This window comes from Campylobacter sp. RM5004, from assembly GCF_022369455.1.
Lineage (GTDB): Bacteria > Campylobacterota > Campylobacteria > Campylobacterales > Campylobacteraceae > Campylobacter_E.
This window is the reverse complement of sequence record NZ_CP059599.1, coordinates 1,205,792-1,226,196: the sequence shown is the minus strand read 5'-3', so window position 1 is coordinate 1,226,196 and position 20,405 is coordinate 1,205,792. Positions and strand designations below refer to the sequence as shown.

The window sequence follows — 20,405 nt, the reverse complement described above, 5'->3', positions numbered from 1 at the left end:
TTATGTTGAACGCTTTTGCTCCACCATTTAAAGTGGTGGCGATTTATTTTATAATGGCATTTTGCTATTTGTTTGCTTTAATATTTTTGTTTTCTTATGCGAGTGATGATTTTTATTCTTATTCATTTAAGGCATTTTTGCATTGTTTTTTCGCTGGATTTAGTTTAAATATAATAATAGGAAGCTTGTATCAGCTAAGCTCAGTAATTTATGAAAAAGCATTTATCGGTATAAAGGGCGTATTTATGATAGCCTTAGCAACAAATATAAGCTTAGCTTGTATGATTTATGCTTTTATTACTTTAAATTATGAATTATTAAAAGTATGCGTAATTTTAGTAGCTTTATGTGTTTTTTATTTTATTATTTTATTTAAATTATCATTTTTTGATTTTAAAAATATAGCCAAAAGTGCTTTGTTTTTAGGTGTTTTGTTTTTAGCTTTAGGTTTAATTTGTGCGGTTTTTTTAGTATTTATTATAAATGGCTCAATCGCTTTAGAATATGAATTGTTTTTAAATTTGCATATTTATTTTATGCTTGGCTTTGTTTTGTTTATTTGCATTGGAGCTGCTAATGTTCTTTTGCCTATGTTTGCGCTAACTCATAAGCATAAAAATTATTTATTATGGCTTAGTTTTATTTCATATTTTTTTGCATTTTTTAATAAATTTATAGCTGTTTTTTCATTTTTAGCCTTTGTTTTGTGGTGCTTGTATATTTTGTATTTAAGGACTAGAAAGGCTAGGGATTATTGGAATTTAAATATAGTTTTTGCAAGTGTTGGGGCAATTTTGGCTTCGTATGAATTTGTTTTAAATGATTTTACAATGGCTTTAAGATTATTAATATTTTCTTGTATTTTGCCATTTATTATCGCTCATGTTTATAAGATTTTGCCCTTTTTGATTTGGTATCACTTTATTTCAAAGCTAATTGGCAAATGCAAAGTCCCTTTATTAAGCGATATGGTTTTAGGCAAGGTAGCGTATTTTACTATGTTTATTAATATTGCTTTGGTTTTTAGTCTTTATTTTAAGCCTTTAGTTTATTTATATATAGCTTTATTAATAGGGCTTTTTATTAATGTGATTAATTTTTTTACTTATATAAGGAGATTTAAATGAAAAAGCAAATAATTGATGCAATCAGCAGTGTAATTGATCCTGAAGTTGGCTTTGATATTTTGGCTTTAGGGCTTATTTATGATATAAAATTAAGTGATAATAAATGCGAAATTACAATGACTTTATCAACTAAATCATGCCCTATGCATGATTTATTAATAACTTGGGTTAAAAACGCAGTTAGTAAAGTAGTAGAAAATGTAGAAATCAATCTAGTTTTTGAGCCTGCTTGGAGTATTGAAATGGCTAGCGATGAGGTTAAAAAGGCTTTAAGTTTTTAATATAAATTACAAAGAATTTGAATTCGGAATTAGACTTTTAATTCCTATTTTAAATTCTTGTGTTTTTGCTTAAATATTTGTGCTTTTATATTTTTGTTCGTGCTTATTTAAAAATTCTTTCATATTTGAGACTTCGCAAGTAAATCTTCCTAAGCTAGCATCAGAGCGAATTACTCTATGGCAAGGTAGAATGATTAAATAAGGATTTTTTGATAAGGCAGTTCCAACTGCTCTATAAGCTTTAGAATCTATTCTAAAGGCTAATTCTTTATAGCTTATTGTTGTTGCATAAGGTATGTTTTTTAATTCATTTAATACATTTTGACTAAATGCTGAGAATTTACTTAAATCTAGCTTGATATTTGAAAAATCATATTTTTTACCATTAAAATAATTTTGCAATTCATCTTTTGCTAGCTTAGTAATATGATTTGGTTTATCTTTTAGGCTTTTTAGATTTGTAATATCAATAGATATCAAGCATTCATCATTAGCTTTTATCAATATTACAAAATCTTTTAATTTTAGTGTTTGAATATACATTAAGAGCCAAAGCCACTACTTTTAGTAGAGCTACTACTTCCGCTGTTTTTGAAAAATCCACTACTTTTATTAGCACTAGTTGCTGTTGTGCTTTTAAAGCTATTTACGCTTCTTTGATAAGCACTTGGGTTTTGATAATGAGTAGCTTTGTTTGCATTAAAATGCGAATTGCCAAATAATTTATTTCCTATCCAAGAGCCTATGATTGCACCTGCAACAGAGCTAAGTAAAACTTCTCCTAATGAATGATTTGAACTTATACTTTCATTTGTTAGTGAGCTTTGTCCGGCTTCAATTTTAGCATTTTCAGCTTTTATTAGCTCATCCATTTCAGCCTTAGTTAAAACTCTTTCATTTCCATTAAGCTCTTTTAAAACAACTCTTGTTTCATCGCTTGGGAATTCATCTTTAATTCTATATTGTTTAGGCGCATATTCTTCTATGATTAAAAACGAACCTTGAGCCTTGTTTTGACTTTGCTCTTCACCGCCACAAGCACTAAGTAATGCACCAGCACTAATTGCTGCAAAGGTTGCTTTATAGCTTAGATTACTTAAATTCTTAAACATATATCCTCCTAAATCTTTGATAGTTTTTTGTTTCTTATGAAAACTTGATTATTTTCTAGTTTTATTCTTTTACTCTTAAAAAGTCTTGATATTAAATATTTTTTGATTTTTTCACGCTTTTTTTTCTTAAATTTTAATAAATATTCATCTATTAAAATCCATTTTGCTTTTATAATTACTGGTAGATTAACTTTATTTTTTAATTCTTCGTTTTCTTTTCTTAATTCTTCGTTGCTAATTTTTAAAATTCTAATTTGCTCTAACAACTCATCTTTAATAGCTAGGCTATTTTGTTCTTGTTCTATTATTACATAAGTTTTGTTATCTTCTTTGATTGATTTTAATGAGCCTCTTCTAATTCTATTATAAATGGCTTCTTTGCTTATATTTAGATATTTTGCAGCGTCTTTTACTAAAAGTTTCATTACTAACCTTTAAAAAGGGGCGAACCCCTTTTTATTAAAGCTTTGCTTCGTAGTGTCTTAACATATATAGGCGTTTTAGCATTTTCTTTCTAGCTGAAATTTTTTGCTTTTTGCGAATTTCAGTCATAGGTTCAAAAAAGCGTCTTGCTCTAACTTCTGTTACGATTAGGTTACGATCAGTTTGCTTTTTAAATCTGCGATAAGCCTCGTCAAAAGATTCGTTATTATGAACTTTAATCCCTGGCACGGCAATCACTTCCTTTCGTTGTAAAATTAAAAAATGCTAATTTATAAAAAAATTGTAAATAAACAAAATTATTTTTAATTTAATATTCTTAACTTTAAAAGACTAGAATTATCTTAAACTTACAAATTAAGTTAAATTTAAGGAGAGATTATGCTAAGAATTACTAATTATTTTAAAAAACGCGTAGTTTTTTATGCTATTTTAACCTGTATTATCTTCATTACTCCTTTTATAAGGATTAATGGTAATCACCTTTTTTTATTAAGTTTTGATAAGAAAATGCTTAATTTGTTCTTTGTATCTTTTAATACAAATGAACTTTATTTAATGCCTTTTTTACTTATTATGATGTTTGTTTTTATATTTTTTATTACAAATCTTTTAGGTAGAGTTTGGTGTGCTTGGAGCTGTCCTCAAACAATATTTAGAGTAATTTTTAGAGATTTAATACAAACAAAAATATTTAAACTCTATGGTGGAAGAAAAAATAAGCAAAATAATGCAAGGGATAAAATATTTGCTAAGATTTTTAGTGTTGCATTGTTTTATCCTATTAGTATAATTGCAGCTAGTAACTTCTTATGGTATTTTATACCACCTGAAGATTTCTTTGCTTATATAAAAGAGCCAAGCGAACACTTAATATTAATCGGAATTTTATTCTTTTTATCTTTATTTATTACTTTTGATATTACTTATATTAAAGAGAATTTTTGTGCTTATATTTGCCCTTATGCAAGAATTCAAAGTGTAATGTTTGACAATGATACAAAAAGCGTTATATATGATGAAAGTCGTGGTGGAATAATCTATAAAGATGGCTTAAAAGTTAGCAAAAAACCTGTGGGTGGAGAGTGTATAGGTTGTGAAGCTTGTGTTAAAGTATGCCCAACTCATATTGATATTAGAAAAGGAATGCAACTTGATTGTATTAATTGTCTTGAGTGTGCTGATGCATGTTCTAGCGTTCAAGCTAGATTTAATCGCCCTTCATTAATATCATGGTCTAGCACAAAAGAGATTAAGACTAAAGAAAAATATAATTTCTTAAGACCTAGAACTATTATTTATGTTGTAGTGTTAATCGCTATGTTTATTGGTTTAGTATATAAAGCAGAACATAAAGAAACAATGCTTTTAAATATAAATAGAACAACAGAGCTTTATAGTTTAGAAGATGATGGAAAAATTGTAAATAATGCTTATTTAGTTTTATTTCATAATACTAGTGATAAAGACCATAGATTTTATATCCAATCACTTGATGATGATATAAAAGTAATAAAACCAAAGAAAGATTTTAGAGTTAAAGCTGGTGAGAAAGTAAAACAAATAGTTGTTTTAAGTAGCGAAAATAAAAAAGTTAAAAAACACCACAAACATATCAAGCTAAAAGCTTATGCCTTAGATGATGAAAAAGTATTTACTATACAAGATACAATATTTATTTATCCTAAGGAGAAAAAATGGAAGGAAAAGAAGAAGTAATCTTAAAAGTAGCCCTTGAACTATTTTTAGAGAAGGGCTACGAAAATACAAGTTTAAACGATATAGTTAAAATTACTGGCGGCTCACTTGCTACAATTTATAAAAAATTTGAAAATAAAAACAATCTATTTTTAAAAGCTTTAAAATTTAGAGCAGACACAAGGCTTGATAATCTAAAGGATATAATTGCTTCAAAAATACATTTAGATTTACCTGAATTTTTAGAAGTTTTTGGTAATGAGTATTGCAATTTTTTCGTAGGCGAGGATAATGCTAAGTTTTTAAGGCTTGTGCTTGAGAGAACCTATAAAGATGTAATTGTGAAAAGAGAATGTGCAAAGGCTGATAAAGATGTGATTGTTAGATTTTTGTGCATGGTATTTGAGCAAAAAATAGATAAAAAGGTTTTAGAAGAAATTAGTGCTTATGATTTAGCGAATTTGTATTGTTCTATGATTAGAAGCAATAAAATATTTGATTTGATTTTTAACTCAAAAGAAACATTTTCAAAAGCTGAATTAAGTGAGCATGTAAAAAATGTAAATATATTATTTTTACGAGCTATTAGGTAATTTCATTTACTTTAATGTAATTATAATTACATTTTAAATCATAACAAGGAAATTTTATGAAGAAAATTATTAAATTAAGTCTTGTTGCAAGTATGTTATTTTTCGCAGCTTGTGGTGAAAACAAAGAACAAAAAAAGCAAGAAATGCCACCATCAATAGTTGATGTAAAAAAGATAGGTTTAGAGGATGCTAGTATTTACTACGAATACGCAGCAAAACTTGAAGCAAGTAAAGATGTAGTTGTTTTGCCTAAAGTTTCTGGCGAGATTAAAGAAATACTTTTTAAAGATGGTGATTTTGTAAAAAAAGGAACTGTTTTATATAAAATTGATGATGAGCAATATAAAGCAAATTTAGATTTAGCTTTAGCTGATATTAGCGTTGCTCGTGCAAACTATGAGAATGCAAGTGCTGATTTTAATAGAACCAAGGATTTATACAATAAAAAAGCAGTATCTAAAAAGGAATTTGATGCAAAAGAAGCAGCATATAAGAGTGCAAAAGCAAGTTTAAATAAAGCAAACGCATCTTATAAACTAGCTAAATTAAATTATGATTATACAAGCGTAAAAGCTCCTTTTGATGGATATTTACAAGCATCATTGATTGATATAGGAAGTTATGCAGTAGCAAATAATACAAAGCTAGTTCAAATAGTAGATCAAGATAATTTAAAAGCAACATTTTTTATATCAGATACAAATATGGAACAAATCAAAAGAAATAATAACGATTTAAAAAAAGCTAAAGCAAGTTTTATTTTAAATGGTAAAACTTATGAAGGCGAAGTTGAGTTTGTATCAAATTATAATGAATTAGCAAGCACAAAAGCTTATGCGGTATTTAAGAATTTAAATCAGGAATTAAGTGCAGGAACTTTCGTAAGCTTAAAGCTTAGCGAAATTACTCAAGCAAATTCTTTAGTAATTAGTAAAGAAAATTTATTACAAGATATAGATGGTTATTATGTATTTATAAAAGATAAAAATACTGCAAAACAAATTCATGTTAAAACTATTTTTGATGATGAAAAAATAGCAGTAATTGATGCTAGCAATAGTAGTTTAAAAGTTGATGATGAACTTATTTTAAATAACTATAAGAAGATTTATCCAGGTGCAAAAGTTGCTACAAAAGCAGAATTTGGTGCAATGATGCAAAAACAAGCTTCAAAAGAGCCAACTAAGGAATAAAAATGTTTTCTAAATTTTTTATTTATAGACCTGTTTTTGCGATAGTTGTCTCAATTATTATAACTATTGCCGGTATTTTAGGAATGAAAGGCTTGCCTATTGAAGAATATCCTAATGTTACTTCTCCTACAATTAAAGTAAGCGCAAGCTATTCAGGTGTTGATGCAGCTACCTTATCTCAAAATGTAGCAAGTATACTTGAAGATGCAATAAATGGCGTTGAAGATATGATATATATAACTTCAAGTTCAAGCTCAAGTGGTTTGATGCTAATGAACGTATATTTTAAAGTAGGAACAGACCCTTCGCAAGCGTTAATTGATGTAAATAATAGAGTTCAAAGTGTATCAGCAAAAATGCCAGAAGAAGTTAAAAAATTAGGCGTTAATGTTAGCGAATCAAGCTCTAGTATTTTAGCAGTTGTTAGTATTTATTCTCCTGATGAGAGTCGTGATGAGATTTATCTTAGCAATTATGCTACATTAAATATTGCTGATGAATTAAGTAGAATTGATGGTGTTGGCGATGTTAGCGTAGTTGGTTCTAAAGATTATTCAATGAGAATATGGTTAGACTCTCGTAAATTAAATAAATATGACTTAACACCTGCAGCAGTAAGTGCTGCTATAAGAGAGCAAAATTCACAATATCCAACAGGAAGTATGGGTGATTTACCTTTAAAAGAAGTAAGCCCATTTGTGTATTCAATGAGTGCGAAAGGAAAATTAAGCAAAGTTAGTGATTTTGAAAATATCATAATCAAAGCACTTCCTAATGGAAATATTTTATATTTAAAAGATATAGCTAGAGTAGAAATTGGTTCTAAAAACTACGGCTTTACCGGTCTTAATAATGGTAAAAAAATGGTTCCATTAATGATTAATCTAAAATCAGGTGCAAACGCAATTGCAGTAGCACAAGCAGTAAATGATAAATTAAAAGAACTAAGTGCATTCTTTCCTAGTGGTATTGCTTATGATATGCCTTATGATACAACCGAGTTTGTTAAGGATAGTATTAATGAAGTTGTTCAAACCTTCGTTGAAGCAATTTTACTTGTTTTAATAGTTATGTATATGTTCTTAAAAAACCTTCGTGCAACTATTATTCCACTAATTGCAGTTCCTGTTTCATTACTTGGAACTTTTGCGTTTTTATATCTTTTTGGTTTTACAATAAATCTAATTACGCTTTTTGCGTTAGTTCTTGCCATAGGAATTGTTGTTGATGACGCTATTGTTGTTGTTGAAAACGTTGAGCGTGTGTTTAGAAGTGGAATTACTAAAGATGTAAGAGAAGCTACAAAAATAGCAATGGATGAGGTAACTGGACCTGTTATTTCTATTGTTTTGGTTTTAAGTGCTGTATTCATTCCTGTTTCATTTTTAGATGGTTTCGTTGGACAAATCCAAAGACAATTTGCAATTACTCTTGTAATTTCAGTTTGTATTTCAGGTTTTGTTGCATTAACTTTAACTCCTGCTTTATGTGGATTATTACTAAAAGATCATGAAGATAAGCCGTTTTATTTAATTAAAAAATTTAATGACTTTTTTGACTGGAGTACTGGGCTATTTGGAGCAGCAGTGGCAAAAGTTTTACGCCATGTAATTCCTAGCTTAATAGTTGTAGCGATATTCTTTTATGGGATTTTTGCACTACTTAAGATTATTCCAAGTTCGCTTGTTCCTAGTGAAGATAAGGGTGCTATTTTAGTTTTATCACAATTAAAATCAGCAAGTTCGTTAGAAAAAACAATTAATTTCAATAATAAAATTTACAATATGGTTAAGGAAAATCCTGCGGTAGAAAGTATGATTTCTCTTAATGGTTTTGATGTTGAAAGCTCTGCATTATCTACAAGTGCAGGAATTTCATTTATTACTTTAAAAGATTTTAAAGATAGAAAAGACTTAGGTATTAATGGAGATAGTCAAAACTTAGCAAATACTTGGATGAAAAATATGTGGCTTGACCCTGATGGATTTGCGTTTTTCTTAAACCCACCACCGATTATGGGTTTATCACTTACTGGTGGATTTGAAATGTATGTGCAAAATAAATCAGGTAAAAGCTATGAAGAAATTAAAAAGGATATAGATGTTTTACTTGCAGAAGCTTCAAAAAGACCTGAATTAACACAAGCAAGAACAACTCTAAGCACTGATTATCCTGAGTTAAAAGTAAGCGTTGATGAGAAAAAAGCTAAAATTTTAGGCCTTAGTTTAAGTGATATATATACTAACTTAAATCTAATTTTTGGCTCTGTTTATGTTAATGATTTTACAGCTTTAGGTAAGAACTTCCAAGTTAATGTAAGAGGTGATGAAGATTTTAGAAATAAAAAATCAAGCCTTGAAAATATTTATGTAAAAAATAATGAAGGAAATAGTATTTCTTTAGCAAGTGTAGTTGATATTAAGCCTAGTGTTGCACCATTTTCAGTAACTAGATTTAATCTCTTCCCTGCTGTAAAAGTTACAGCAAGTCCAGCTGCAGGCTATACGAGTGGTGATGCAATCGCAGCAATTGTTGATGTATTTAATAAGACTATGAATAAAGATGAATATTCTTATGCTTGGGCAGGAAGTTCTTATGAAGAAGTAAATTCTAGTGGTTCAGGTTCAACTGCTTTTGCTTTAGGAATGGTGTTTGTATTCTTAATTCTTGCAGCTCAATATGAAAGATGGCTAATGCCTTTAGCAGTAATTACTGCAGTTCCTTTTGCTGTATTTGGTTCACTTGCTGCAACTTATTTAAGGGGCATAGATAACGATATATATTTTCAAATAGGTCTATTATTATTAATAGGTCTTAGTGCAAAAAATGCTATATTAATAGTTGAGTTTGCTATGGAAGAAAAATATAAGCATGGTTTAAATACAAAAGATGCAGCTATTAAAGCAGCTAAACTTAGATTTAGACCTATTATTATGACTTCTTTAGCATTTGGTATAGGAATATTGCCTTTAGTATTTAGTGAAGGCTCAGGAAGTGCTGCAAGACACGCACTAAGCACTGGGCTTGTTGGTGGAATTATTGTAGCTTCAAGTGTATCTATTTTATTTGTTCCGTTATTCTTCTATATGCTTGAAAGTTTTAATGATTTCTTGAAGAGAAAAAAAGGAAAAACAAATGAATAAAATTATCTTAAGCAGCTTTGCTGCTTTATTTTTAATATCTTGCTCTAGTGTAAATAATTATGAGTTAAAAACTCCAAATAATTTAGACACTCAAACAAAATTTGAGATAAAAAATTGGAGAGCTTTAGGAAAAGATGATAATTTAAATCGCTTGATAGAAATAGCAATGGAAAATAACGAAGATGTTAAAATGGCTTTAAATAATCTTTTAATCGCTGAATCAAACCTTGTTAGTGCAGGAATTAAAAGAGAGCCTAGTGTTAATTTAAGCTTAAATGCAAATGAAAGAATTGCTAATAATTCAAAACCTATTTACGGGCATACTTTAGGGCTTAATTTATCTTATGAAATTGATTTATTAAATAAGCTTGGTAAAGCAAAAGAAAATGCTTTATTTAGTGCAAATATAAGCGAAATTGATGTAGAAAGCACTTATCAAACAATAGGTTTTAGCATTGCTAATCTTTATTATAAAATAGTTGCAACAAATAAAAAAATTGAGATTTTAGAAGACTTTGTAAAAAGCTATGAAAAGACTTTAAAACTAAAAGAAGAGCAATATAAATTAGGTTTTATTACAAAATCAGTTCTTTTACAAACAAAAGAGCAAGCTAGCTTAAATCAAACAAAATTAAGAAGCTTGAAGCTTGAGCGTGATTTATATGAAAGCTCTTTAAATATTTTAGTTTATGGTCTAAATCAACAAAAAGAAGAAATCAAATACGCAAATGATTTATTAGATGATTTTGTTATGCCAAAATCAGTTCCTAGCTCAGTGATGACAAATCGCCCTGATATTGCAAAAGCAATTTTGAATGTAAAAATAGCTCATAATAATGCAAAAATTGCTTGGGATAATTTCTTTCCTACATTTACAATAGGAGCAGGAATTAGCACAAGTGGAGATACTCATAAGGTATTTTCAGATCCAATAGGCACAATCAGTGCAAATCTTTTACAGCCTTTATTTAATTTAGGCGAAACAGATGAGCAAGTAATTAGAGCTAATTTATCTCAAGATAATGCAGTTTTAACTTATGAAAAGGTTGTAAAAACAGCATTAAAAGAAATTGAAGATGCGATTTTACAATACAACAACGCAGAATTAAAACTAAAAGATTATGACGCAATTATCAAGCTTGAAGAAGAAATTTATGAGTTTAATAAGCTTAAATTTAGCGAAGGAGAAATAAGCTTTTTAGAATTCTTAGATAGCGAAAGAGCCTTACAAAATAGCTTAATGGAGCAAATAGATTTAAGACTAGGCAAAATTACTGCTGGAATTGATGCTTATAAAGCTATTGGAGTAAGAGAGCTTGAGTTTAGGAAATGATTTTTATATGAGCCTAGCCTTAAAAGAGGCTTGGAAATATCAATTTTTAACCTATCCAAATCCTGCCGTAGGATGTCTAGTCTTAGATAAATACGGCAAGATTTTATCTATTAAAGCACATAAAGCTGTTGGTACATTTCACGCTGAAAGGCTGTGTGTTAATGAAATACTTGAAAATTATGGAAAAGACGCATTAAAAGATAGCACTTTTTATGTTACTTTAGAGCCTTGTAGTAAGCAAGGTCGCACTCCGCCTTGTCATGAATTACTTATAAAATATGGTGTTAAAGAAGTTTTTATAGGCTCAAGTGATGAGAGTCAAAACGGAATAAACGAGCTTAGAAAATCAGGTATAAATGTGGTTTTAGGTGTATTAAAAGATGAATGCGATGAGCTTATAAAACCATTTAAATTTTGGCTTAAAAATGAGCCTTTTGTTTTATTTAAACTTGCAATTAATCTTAATTTTAATAATGAAGGCTCAATCAGTAATGAATATTTAAGAGCTTATTTTCATGAAATTCGCTCAAAGCTTGATGCTTTAATAATTTGTGGAAATACTTTAAGGCTTGATAATCCTATGCTTGATGCAAGATTTTCAACTAGCAAAAAAGCTCCTAATTTATTAATATTCTCAAGACATTTTCAAAATCTTAATTCCGAATTCAAATTCCTTAATATTTTTAAAGCAAATAGAAGCATAGAATTTGGCAAAAACCCTTTAAACCTAAAAGAAGAATTAAAAGCAAAAAATATAAAATTTGTAATGATAGAAGGTGGCTTTAATGCCTTAGAGCTTTTTAAAAATCAAATAGATTGGTTATTTTTACAACAAGGAAATTCTACCTATAATAATTCAAGCGATTTTAAGCTAAGTTTAAGCCCTATTTATCAAAGCACTACAAAAGATTTTTATAATAAGCCCCACGAATTTCAGCAATTCGGATTTTATGAAATAAGGAAATAAATGTTAGAAAAGTATTTTGAGAAATTTCTAGTTAATTCTAGATTTATTACAATTTTACCTGTAATTTTTGGTCTTTTAGGTGCTTTTATATTGTTTTTTATAGCTAGTTTTGATGTTTATAAGGTTATAAAAATCGCATATTCTTATTATTTTCAAAAAGCTGATTTAGATATTCACGAAGAAGCTGTTAGTATGATAGTTGGAGCTGTTGATTTATATTTAATGGCTTTGGTATTTTATATATTTTCTTTTGGAATATATGAGCTTTTTATTAGCGATGTTGAAGAGTTTAAGCAATATAAACAAAGTAAAGTTTTAGAAGTGCATAGCTTAGATGAGCTAAAGGACAAGCTTGGTAAGGTTATTGTTATGGTTTTGGTTGTTAATTTCTTCCAACACGCATTAAACCTTAAGTTTAATTCAAGTATTGATATGCTATATCTAGCTATCGGCATTATGTGTATTTGCTTAGGATTATGGGCTTTACACAAGAGCGATCATAAAGAGAACAAAAAAGAGCACTAAGGAGCAAAAATGATTTTTATAGATACTTGTTTTGGTAAAAAAAGTGATGTTATGCCTATATGGATGATGCGTCAAGCAGGCAGATACCTAGCTGAATACAAAGCTACTAGGGCAAAAGCAGGAGATTTTTTAAGCCTTTGTAAAGATTATAAATTAGCAAGCGAAGTTACACTTCAGCCTGTTGATATTTTAGATTTTGATGCGGCTATTATATTTTCAGATATTTTGGTTGTGCCACTTGAAATGGGCTTGCCATTACGCTTTGCTGCGGGTGAAGGTCCTATTTTTGATGAGATTATTACAAATATCGACGATGTAGCAAGACTTGATATAAAAGCAGCCGCTAAGCTTAATTATGTTTATGATGCTATAAAACTAACTCGTGAAAAATTAGCCCCTAATAAGGCTTTAATAGGATTTTGTGGAGCACCTTGGACGCTTGCAACTTATATGATAGAAGGGCAAGGCTCAAAAACTTATGCAAAAAGTAAAAAAATGCTTTATCAAGAACCAGAATTAATGCATAAATTATTAGCAAAAATAACTCATGTTTTAAAAGAATATTGCGAAAATCAAATAAAAGCAGGAGCGAATGCTATTCAGATTTTTGATAGTTGGGCGAATGCGCTTGAACCTAGTGCGTATTTAGAATTTTCTTGGAAATATATAAGCGAATTAGCTGAATATTTAAAGACAAAATACCCACATATAGCAATAATAGCATTCCCTAAAGGTGTAGGTGGATTTATTGAATGTCTTGAGGCAAAAATTGATGTTTTAGGCGTTGATTGGAGCACACCACTTCAAGTAGCTTTAAAAACTCCTTATGTATTGCAAGGTAATCTTGAGCCTTGTAGATTATATAGCAAGCAAGCTATTAAAGATGGTGTAAGTATTATTAAAGAATTAGTAAAAGATAAAGCTCATATATTTAACCTTGGGCATGGAATTTTACCTGATATTCCTGTAGAAAATGTAAGATACCTAATAGAGTGCGTAAGAAATGCTTAGTCTAATTTCACTAGGCGGAACAATTTCTATGCTAAGCAGTGGCGAGGGAGCAATCCCTAGCCTAAATGCAAACGATTTAACAAATTCTTTTAAAGACATAAACGCAATTACATTTAGCAATATTTCAAGTCCAAATATTACTTTTTCTATGCTTTTAGAAGTTTTAGCATTAGCAAAAGAAGAAATTAAAAAAGGCTCTCGTGCAGTAATAATCACACAAGGAACTGATACGCTTGAAGAAAGTGCGTTTTTTTGCAATCTTTTTTGGGATTTAGATGAGCCATTGATTTTTACGGGCGCTATGAAAAATCCTAGCGAATTAGGAAGTGATTATTTAGCAAATATTAATAGTGCAATAATTTTAGCAAATAGCGATTTAGCAAAAGGTTTGGGTGTTTTATGTGTATTAAACGAAAGCGTTCATTCAGCTAATTTTATTCATAAAAGCAATACCTTTAGCTTAGAGACATTTACAAGCTTTAATCGTGGTTTGGTTGGAGAGATTAAAGAAGATAAATTTTATTTATTTAATAATTTTTATAAGCGTCTAAAACTAGAACTTCCAAAAGAAATAAACAAAAAAGTAGCCTTACTAAAAATGTGCCTTGATTATGATGATGATTTGCTTAAATTTGCTAGTGATAATTACGATGGCATAGTGCTTAGTGGTTATGGAGCAGGGCATGTAATGGCTAAAAATATGCCGTGTATAAAAAATATCAAAAAGCCTATAATTATGACAAGTAGATGCGAAAGTGGCAAAACTGGGCTTAAAACCTATGGCTACGCTGGAGCTGAAATAGATTTAGCTAAAAATGGCGTAATTATGAGCGAATATTTAAGCGATGTAAAGGCTAGAATTTTACTTTTAGTAGCACTTAGTTTAGGGTTTAACAAAGACCAAATAAAAGATTTAATAAAACAATTTAATTAAACTAAGAATTTGAATTAACAATTCAAATTCTTAATATCTTACTTAAAGCTTTTTTATAAATGAATAAAGAATTTGAAATAGGAATTTAAAACAATATTTTATATAAATTAAAATCTTAATTCCTATTTCAAATTCTGTTATTTTTATTTATATAAAAGATTAAAATTATCTTAAATTGAATATATCTACAATTAAAATTAAAGATTTAATCAAAATTTGTGTAAATTTTACACATAATTCAGAAAATTTTAAGCTTGGGGGGGTAAAATTAGTATTCAATTTCAAAATTAAAGGAACTCTCAATGAAACTTTCGCACAAAATTTCATTATCTACTGCAAGTTTATTTGTTGTTTTACTTTTAGTATTGTCTTATCTAGAAAGCAATAAAACTGAAAGTATAATTATAAGCAATTATGATTCTTCAATTGCTGGGGATTTAAAGTTAAGAAATGCTTATATTGATGAGTATATTAAAACTCGTATAGAGCAGATTGAAAAAATTGCAAAAACTTTTGAAGACGCTAATGATTTAAGTCCAGAATTTATTCAAAAAATCATTTCAAATGATAATAGAATATTAGATTTTCAAGGACTTTTCATAGGTCTTGCAAATGGTGATGTTTATAAAGCTGAAACAGATTTAAGCTTTAGATTAATTCCTAATTTTGATGGAAGAACTAGAGCATGGTTTAAAGAAGCTAATGAATTAAGAAGAGCAAGTAACTCATCAATTTATAAAGATGTTTCAAGTGGCAAACAAGCTACAACTATTTTTGCTCCTGTATTTAAAAATAATCAAATAATAGCTGTAATTGGCGGAAATATCTTAATTAATGACTTTAGCGATATTATCACAAGTATTAAATCAAATAAAGATATTAGCACTTTAATTCTTGATAAAAACAATGAAATAATTGCTAGTGAAAATACGAAAGAATTAGGCAAGCCAGAGTGGTTAAATGGGTTAAATCAAGAGCTTAATAAGCTTAAATCTAATAGTAATTTAAATCATATTAGATTTATAAAAGATAATCAAGAATATTTGGCTTATTGTATAGTTAATGATTTAAGTGGTTTTAGTATATGCACGATAATTTTAGAAAGTGCTATAACAAAATCGGTTGCAGATGCTAGACATTCTACTTTGATTAGTTTTTTAATATTTTTGATTATTATGGTTGGATTTTTAACATATACTATTAATTTTTATTTAAAACCTTTATCAAAAATAACCTTAGGTTTAAATGAATTTTTTGATTTTTTAAATCATGAAAAAGAGGATGCAAATAAAATTAATTTATATTCTAAAGATGAATTTGGCTCTATGGCTAAAGCAATCAATGAAAACATTGAAAAAACAAAGCAATCATTATTAAAAGATGAAGAAGCAGTAGAACAAAGCGTTCAAACAGCAGCTGCAATTGAAAGCGGTGATTTAAAAGCAAGAATTACTCTAAATCCTGCAAACCCACAATTAATTGAACTAAAGAATGTATTAAATAAAATGCTTGATACTTTAGAAGATAAAGTAGGAGCTAATACAAACTCAATTGAAAAAATCTTTGATGAATATAGCCAGAACGACTTTAGAAACGAAATAAAGAATGCTAGAGGTAAGGTTGAACTTGCTACTAATATGCTAGGTAAGCAAATAAGAGATATGTTAAAAACAAACCTAGAAACTGCAAGAAACCTACAAGAAAAATCAAAAATACTAAAAACAAGTGTTATTGATATAAACGAAGGTGCAAGAAAGCAAGCAGCAAGCTTACAAGAAAGTGCAGCAGCAGTAGAAGAAATGAGTGCATCTATGCATGCAGTAAATCAAAAATCAAACGAAGTGATTAAGAATGGAGAAGATATTAAAAATGTAATCACTATGATAAGAGACATTGCTGAACAAATTAATCTACTTGCACTTAATGCTGCAATTGAAGCTGCTCGTGCAGGTGAGCACGGACGTGGCTTTGCAGTAGTTGCTGATGAAGTAAGAAAACTAGCTGAAAGCACTCAAAAATCTTTAACAGAAATAGAAGCAAGTGTTAATGTATTAACTCAAGGAATAAATGATATGAGCGAAAGCATTAAAGAACAAACTCAAGCTATTACTCAAATAAACGAAGCAATAAGCAGTATAGATGAATTAACACGTGCTAATGTTGTTGTAGCTGATAATACTAATAAGATATCAGATGAAGTAGATTCTATGGCAAGCAGTGCAGTTGAATCTGTAATGAAGAATAAGTTTTAATAAAGACTACATTAAAAAGCTAAAAGAAACTTCTTAAGTGAAGTTTCTTTTATTTAATATAAACTACTTAGATTTAAATCATAATTACTTTTTAAATTATCAAAGCAAATTCTTAATCTTAATTCTTAGTTTGTAATTCTTAATTCGTAATTCCTATTCCTAATTCTTTAATGTTTTTATTAAATTGAAAAAAGAATTACGAAATAGGAATTAGACTTTTTTAGCTTTATAAAGTCTAAATATTGTTTTTAAATTCTTATTTCAAATTCTTTTATTTTTAAATACTTAAATAGTAGTTGAGTTTGGTTGAGTTACGAGCTTATAATGATTATCAATAGTTTTTGCTTAAAATTTCAAAGAATTTGAAATAGGAATTTAAAAATAATATTTAGATTTCATAAAAGAAAAGTATTAATTAGTTTTATATAATTTAAATTAAAAAGCTAACTTTTAAACTTCTTAAAAATATTCTTGTAAGTGCTAAAATAAAGTTTAAAGCAAATATCCCTATTTCAAATTCTTTTATTTGTTTAAATACTTTTATACTTTTTTATTCTTAATCTTTATTTGCTTAGGTTAGGTTGTGTTTTGGGTGCTGTTCCGAGCTTATAAAGATTATCAATAGTTTTTACTTAAAATTTTAAAGAATTTGAAATAGGAATTAGACTTATTTTTATTTATTTTATTGCTAAAAATAGCTGTGATTACGGCTATTATTTTTTAGATTTTATGTAAAAATAAATTAAAATCGTAGATATTAAAGCCATAGCAAGAGTTAAAGTGCTATTATGAATATCTCCTAATTTTAAAAAGCAAAATTTAAAAAAGGCATTTAGAATACTAAATAAGGTAAAATAAAATAAAAAACCTAAATCTTTCTCGCCTTTATAAAAATTAATAATATTTTTACAATAGATTTTAGTCGCAGATATACTAAAATAACTCCATATCATAAGCAACAAAAAACCTAATAAAAAACCACGAGCATAAGCATCATCGTCATCTATAAAAAACCATGGTAATAAATATCTTAAAGGTATTAAAGTAAGTATAAAAGTATCCATATATAACATTAAAAAAGACCAAGAAATTACATATAATAAAACAATAAATATTAAAACTTTAAAGCAAGTTGAAATAAAAACTTTTATTAATTTATTATATATCCATTCTAACATGCTAAATCCATATAATTTTCTTAATCTTTAGATAAAAGCATTTGTTTTATTAGATTGTAAGCTAAGAATAATATTTCTTAGCTTATTTTAAGATATTGTAGTTTTCACAAGCTATGTTATTGCCTAAATCACAAGCTTTTTTGTAATATAACTTAGCCATATTTTTGTCTTTTTCGTGAAATAAAACGCCTAAATTATTGCACGCATAAGCGTCTTTATTATCACAAGCTTGTCCCCAAAGAATAGCAACTTTATCATAATCTTTTAGCTCATAATATACATTTCCTAGATTATAACAAGCATTATAATCCTTTGCCGAGCAAGCAATTGAAAGATATTTGATAGCTAGATTATTATTCTTTTCATTAGCATACAAACTTCCTAAACCATAGCAAGCTTGCATGATGTTTTCATCGCAAGCTTTTTTCCAAAATATTTTTGCATTATCTAAATCTTGGTTATTTTTATAAAACACACCTAGATTATAACAAGCGTCTTTATAATTATTTTCACAAGCTTTGGTTAAAGGCTCTTTTGCTTGATTAAAATCACTAGCGTAAATCCCAGCATAAAAACAAGCTTCATAATTGCCGTTTTCACAAGCTTTATTGTAATACTTATTAGCATTTAGCTTATCGTTATTTTTGCTATAAATAACACCTAAGTTATAACAAGCATTGCTAATATCACCATCGCAAGCCTTTATAAAATACTTAGTCGCTGAATCTAAATCATTTTGATTAAATAAAGCCACGCCTTGATTATAACAAGCTGCAGCGATTTTGCTTTCTTCACAATCGCTTAAATAATCAGCACCTAAAATTAAACCAAAACTCATTACTAATAATAATTTCTTCATGTTCTAAACTCTTGTAATTTCTTATTAAGCTCTTCAGTCATCTCGCTTAAATGACTTGCAGCCCCTGCGATTTCTTCAACGCTTCTTGCGTTTTCATTCGTAATTATATTCATATTGTTTAAATTATTTAAGATTTTTTCCATATCTTCGCTTGTATTTATATAATCATGAACCGTTTGTTCGCTTTGATTTATTGCATTTGTTACACTTTCTTTCATTGTATGCATGTGTTCTTTTGTAACATTTGCGATATTGCTTAAATCTTGCATTTGATTTGAGTTTATATTCATTTGTTCGCTTGTATCTTTAATACCTTGAACGATAACATTTATAGTAGCATTTACTTCGCTTAAGCTTCTTTGAGTTCGCTCAGCTAGTTTTCTTACCTCATCAGCAACTACTGCAAATCCACGACCTGATTCTCCCGCACGAGCTGCTTCAATAGCAGCATTTAGTGCTAATAGATTTGTTTGGTCTGCTATTTCATTGATTATTTCAAGCACTGATTTTACATTATCAGCATCTACACTAAGTCTTTCTATCTTCATAGCAAGTTCGCTTTCAATGCTTGCACTATTTATTATTTTACTACTTAGAGTATCTATTTCTTTGTTTGAGTTTTCTATCATTAATAAAGCATTATCTAGTGAAGTAGTAGCATCTTTAGCTTTTTGAACGCCAATATTTAAAGCGTTTTTAGTATTTTGACCTTTATTTGCTATTTCGCTTACTATTAAGCTTCCTTCTTCAGCTCTTTTACCTGTTTGTAAGCTTGTATTTCCTAATTCACTAGCAATTGAAGCATTTTCGGTAGAAATTGTTTTAGCTTGTGCTATTAAAACTCTAATTTTTTCTAAAAATTCATTAATAGCTTTTGAAGCGTGAGCTATTTCATCATTTCCTTTTACAACTAGTTTATTTGTTAAATCGCCATCTCCACTACTTAATTCAACTGCTTTATTCTCTAATACTTTTAAAGGTTTTGATATAAATGTATTTGTAAAAATATAAGCAATTATCATTAAAACAATAAAGCTAATTAAACTAATAAACATAAACTTTATAAAATCATCAAATTGAGCATCGCTTAATTCTTTAGCATTTTTATCTAAAAAGCTATAAACATTATCTAAATCAACAGCTGTGCTAAAAATATAACCACTCTTTTTATCTTGTAAAGAATATGCTAAAAATTTTTTAGTGCTTCCATTTTGGTATCTAAACTCATATTCACTAAAGCCCCCACCGCTTTTACCTGCGTTTATAATATCTCTTATGAAAGCTTTATTATTTGCATCTACTGAGTTTATTTTGTTTTCACCTATCCAGTCGCTTAAAACGTGATAAATTACCATTCCATCATCTTGAAAAACTAAAAAACCTTTAGAATTATTATCATATCTTACTCTATCTAATTGATTTTGCAATAATTCTGTAAACCTATCTAACTTATTTTGTCTTTCTAAATCATCGTAAGTATTTCCTGCATATTGACTAATGCTTTCTACTAGAGTTTTTACTTGTTCTTTTCTAAGATAAATGCTTTCGTTTTCTATTTCGCTTAGCATTTTAGTTTCTAATTTGTTAAACATTTTGCTTGAGTTTATGCTTAAGGATAGTGCTAATAAAAACAAAGAGCAAAAGACTAATAAACTTATTTTAAATGAAATCTTCATTTGTAACCTTTCAAAAAATTTTTGTTAATAATAATTTTTTTATATAAATTTTTTATTAATTAAATTTTATTTTTTTATATTT

General features: G+C 28.3%; 19 protein-coding genes. 12 read left to right on the top strand and 7 right to left on the bottom strand.

Annotation, left to right across the window (positions count from 1 at the left end):
• The first annotated feature begins 2 nt into the window (after nt 1-2).
• Nucleotides 3-1,127 (top strand): hypothetical protein, encoded by a 1,125-nt coding sequence (locus AVANS_RS06060; protein ID WP_239816994.1) that lies wholly within the window; start codon nt 3-5, stop codon nt 1,125-1,127.
• Complete coding sequence (locus tag AVANS_RS06055) at nt 1,124-1,408, top strand: metal-sulfur cluster assembly factor (protein WP_239816993.1); 285 nt, start codon at nt 1,124-1,126, stop codon at nt 1,406-1,408. The genes AVANS_RS06060 and AVANS_RS06055 overlap by 4 nt, the downstream gene beginning before the upstream one ends.
• Before the next feature lie 69 nt (nt 1,409-1,477).
• On the opposite strand, the gene AVANS_RS06050 is transcribed toward AVANS_RS06055, so the two are convergent.
• From AVANS_RS06050 to rpsU, 4 genes are read right to left on the bottom strand one after another with little or no spacing between them, the layout of a single operon-like run.
• Nucleotides 1,478-1,951 carry a methylated-DNA--[protein]-cysteine S-methyltransferase gene (locus AVANS_RS06050; protein WP_239816992.1) on the bottom strand — a complete coding sequence of 158 codons (474 nt, stop codon included), beginning with the start codon at nt 1,949-1,951 and terminating at the stop codon, nt 1,478-1,480.
• Nucleotides 1,951-2,520, bottom strand: coding sequence for a UPF0323 family lipoprotein (locus tag AVANS_RS06045; protein WP_239816991.1), 570 nt, complete (start codon nt 2,518-2,520; stop codon nt 1,951-1,953). Before AVANS_RS06045 ends, AVANS_RS06050 begins: the two co-directional genes overlap by 1 nt.
• 8 nt (nt 2,521-2,528) lie before the next feature.
• A complete protein-coding gene (locus AVANS_RS06040; protein ID WP_239816990.1) occupies nt 2,529-2,945 on the bottom strand; it encodes a helix-turn-helix domain-containing protein in 417 nt (138 codons plus the stop codon).
• A gap of 34 nt (nt 2,946-2,979) precedes the next feature.
• Nucleotides 2,980-3,192 (bottom strand): 30S ribosomal protein S21, encoded by a 213-nt coding sequence (rpsU, locus tag AVANS_RS06035; protein WP_239816989.1) that lies wholly within the window; start codon nt 3,190-3,192, stop codon nt 2,980-2,982.
• Between the two features lie 147 nt (nt 3,193-3,339).
• On the opposite strand from rpsU, the gene ccoG reads away from it, so the two are divergent.
• The 10 genes from ccoG (at nt 3,340) to AVANS_RS05985 (ending at nt 16,610) form a co-directional block, all read left to right on the top strand.
• On the top strand, nt 3,340-4,680 hold the full coding sequence (ccoG, locus tag AVANS_RS06030; RefSeq protein ID WP_239818538.1) for a cytochrome c oxidase accessory protein CcoG: 1,341 nt from the start codon (nt 3,340-3,342) through the stop codon (nt 4,678-4,680).
• On the top strand, nt 4,659-5,252 hold the full coding sequence (locus AVANS_RS09590; protein ID WP_275583443.1) for a TetR/AcrR family transcriptional regulator: 594 nt from the start codon (nt 4,659-4,661) through the stop codon (nt 5,250-5,252). The genes ccoG and AVANS_RS09590 overlap by 22 nt, the downstream gene beginning before the upstream one ends.
• Before the next feature lie 56 nt (nt 5,253-5,308).
• Nucleotides 5,309-6,445 carry an efflux RND transporter periplasmic adaptor subunit gene (locus AVANS_RS06020; protein WP_239816988.1) on the top strand — a complete coding sequence of 379 codons (1,137 nt, stop codon included), beginning with the start codon at nt 5,309-5,311 and terminating at the stop codon, nt 6,443-6,445.
• A 2-nt stretch (nt 6,446-6,447) separates the two neighbouring features.
• Nucleotides 6,448-9,588 (top strand): multidrug efflux RND transporter permease subunit, encoded by a 3,141-nt coding sequence (locus AVANS_RS06015; protein WP_239816987.1) that lies wholly within the window; start codon nt 6,448-6,450, stop codon nt 9,586-9,588.
• Complete coding sequence (locus tag AVANS_RS06010) at nt 9,581-10,921, top strand: TolC family protein (protein WP_239816986.1); 1,341 nt, start codon at nt 9,581-9,583, stop codon at nt 10,919-10,921. The genes AVANS_RS06015 and AVANS_RS06010 overlap by 8 nt, the downstream gene beginning before the upstream one ends.
• A gap of 7 nt (nt 10,922-10,928) precedes the next feature.
• Entirely contained in the window at nt 10,929-11,888 is a 960-nt protein-coding gene (gene ribD, locus AVANS_RS06005) for a bifunctional diaminohydroxyphosphoribosylaminopyrimidine deaminase/5-amino-6-(5-phosphoribosylamino)uracil reductase RibD (RefSeq protein ID WP_239816985.1), read from the top strand.
• A complete protein-coding gene (locus AVANS_RS06000) occupies nt 11,889-12,413 on the top strand; it encodes a YqhA family protein (protein ID WP_239816984.1) in 525 nt (174 codons plus the stop codon).
• Nucleotides 12,414-12,422: 9 nt separating this feature from the next.
• Nucleotides 12,423-13,424 carry a uroporphyrinogen decarboxylase gene (gene hemE, locus AVANS_RS05995; RefSeq protein WP_239816983.1) on the top strand — a complete coding sequence of 334 codons (1,002 nt, stop codon included), beginning with the start codon at nt 12,423-12,425 and terminating at the stop codon, nt 13,422-13,424.
• Nucleotides 13,417-14,358, top strand: coding sequence for an asparaginase (locus AVANS_RS05990; protein ID WP_239816982.1), 942 nt, complete (start codon nt 13,417-13,419; stop codon nt 14,356-14,358). Before hemE ends, AVANS_RS05990 begins: the two co-directional genes overlap by 8 nt.
• 302 nt (nt 14,359-14,660) lie before the next feature.
• On the top strand, nt 14,661-16,610 hold the full coding sequence (locus AVANS_RS05985; RefSeq protein ID WP_239816981.1) for a methyl-accepting chemotaxis protein: 1,950 nt from the start codon (nt 14,661-14,663) through the stop codon (nt 16,608-16,610).
• Nucleotides 16,611-17,323: 713 nt separating this feature from the next.
• Here the strand turns inward: AVANS_RS05985 and AVANS_RS05980 are convergent.
• The 3 genes from AVANS_RS05980 to AVANS_RS05970 all read right to left on the bottom strand — a co-directional run bounded on the left by AVANS_RS05980 (nt 17,324) and on the right by AVANS_RS05970 (nt 20,323).
• Complete coding sequence (locus AVANS_RS05980) at nt 17,324-17,788, bottom strand: hypothetical protein (protein ID WP_239816980.1); 465 nt, start codon at nt 17,786-17,788, stop codon at nt 17,324-17,326.
• Nucleotides 17,789-17,870: 82 nt separating this feature from the next.
• Complete coding sequence (locus tag AVANS_RS05975) at nt 17,871-18,647, bottom strand: tetratricopeptide repeat protein (protein WP_239816979.1); 777 nt, start codon at nt 18,645-18,647, stop codon at nt 17,871-17,873.
• Nucleotides 18,644-20,323 (bottom strand): methyl-accepting chemotaxis protein, encoded by a 1,680-nt coding sequence (locus AVANS_RS05970; RefSeq protein ID WP_239816978.1) that lies wholly within the window; start codon nt 20,321-20,323, stop codon nt 18,644-18,646. Before AVANS_RS05970 ends, AVANS_RS05975 begins: the two co-directional genes overlap by 4 nt.
• Nucleotides 20,324-20,405 lie beyond the last annotated feature (82 nt).

Coding starts and splice junctions, on each gene's coding strand:
- AVANS_RS05980 (WP_239816980.1), bottom strand. CDS start 17,788: ATGTTAGAATGGATATATAATAAATTAATAAAAGTTTTTATTTCAACT.
- AVANS_RS05985 (WP_239816981.1), top strand. CDS start 14,661: ATGAAACTTTCGCACAAAATTTCATTATCTACTGCAAGTTTATTTGTT.
- AVANS_RS06055 (WP_239816993.1), top strand. CDS start 1,124: ATGAAAAAGCAAATAATTGATGCAATCAGCAGTGTAATTGATCCTGAA.
- AVANS_RS05970 (WP_239816978.1), bottom strand. CDS start 20,323: ATGAAGATTTCATTTAAAATAAGTTTATTAGTCTTTTGCTCTTTGTTT.
- AVANS_RS05990 (WP_239816982.1), top strand. CDS start 13,417: ATGCTTAGTCTAATTTCACTAGGCGGAACAATTTCTATGCTAAGCAGT.
- AVANS_RS06060 (WP_239816994.1), top strand. CDS start 3: ATGTTGAACGCTTTTGCTCCACCATTTAAAGTGGTGGCGATTTATTTT.
- AVANS_RS06010 (WP_239816986.1), top strand. CDS start 9,581: ATGAATAAAATTATCTTAAGCAGCTTTGCTGCTTTATTTTTAATATCT.
- AVANS_RS06015 (WP_239816987.1), top strand. CDS start 6,448: ATGTTTTCTAAATTTTTTATTTATAGACCTGTTTTTGCGATAGTTGTC.
- AVANS_RS05975 (WP_239816979.1), bottom strand. CDS start 18,647: ATGAAGAAATTATTATTAGTAATGAGTTTTGGTTTAATTTTAGGTGCT.
- AVANS_RS06020 (WP_239816988.1), top strand. CDS start 5,309: ATGAAGAAAATTATTAAATTAAGTCTTGTTGCAAGTATGTTATTTTTC.
- AVANS_RS06050 (WP_239816992.1), bottom strand. CDS start 1,951: ATGTATATTCAAACACTAAAATTAAAAGATTTTGTAATATTGATAAAA.
- AVANS_RS06040 (WP_239816990.1), bottom strand. CDS start 2,945: ATGAAACTTTTAGTAAAAGACGCTGCAAAATATCTAAATATAAGCAAA.
- hemE (WP_239816983.1), top strand. CDS start 12,423: ATGATTTTTATAGATACTTGTTTTGGTAAAAAAAGTGATGTTATGCCT.
- ribD (WP_239816985.1), top strand. CDS start 10,929: ATGAGCCTAGCCTTAAAAGAGGCTTGGAAATATCAATTTTTAACCTAT.
- AVANS_RS06045 (WP_239816991.1), bottom strand. CDS start 2,520: ATGTTTAAGAATTTAAGTAATCTAAGCTATAAAGCAACCTTTGCAGCA.
- AVANS_RS06000 (WP_239816984.1), top strand. CDS start 11,889: ATGTTAGAAAAGTATTTTGAGAAATTTCTAGTTAATTCTAGATTTATT.
- AVANS_RS09590 (WP_275583443.1), top strand. CDS start 4,659: ATGGAAGGAAAAGAAGAAGTAATCTTAAAAGTAGCCCTTGAACTATTT.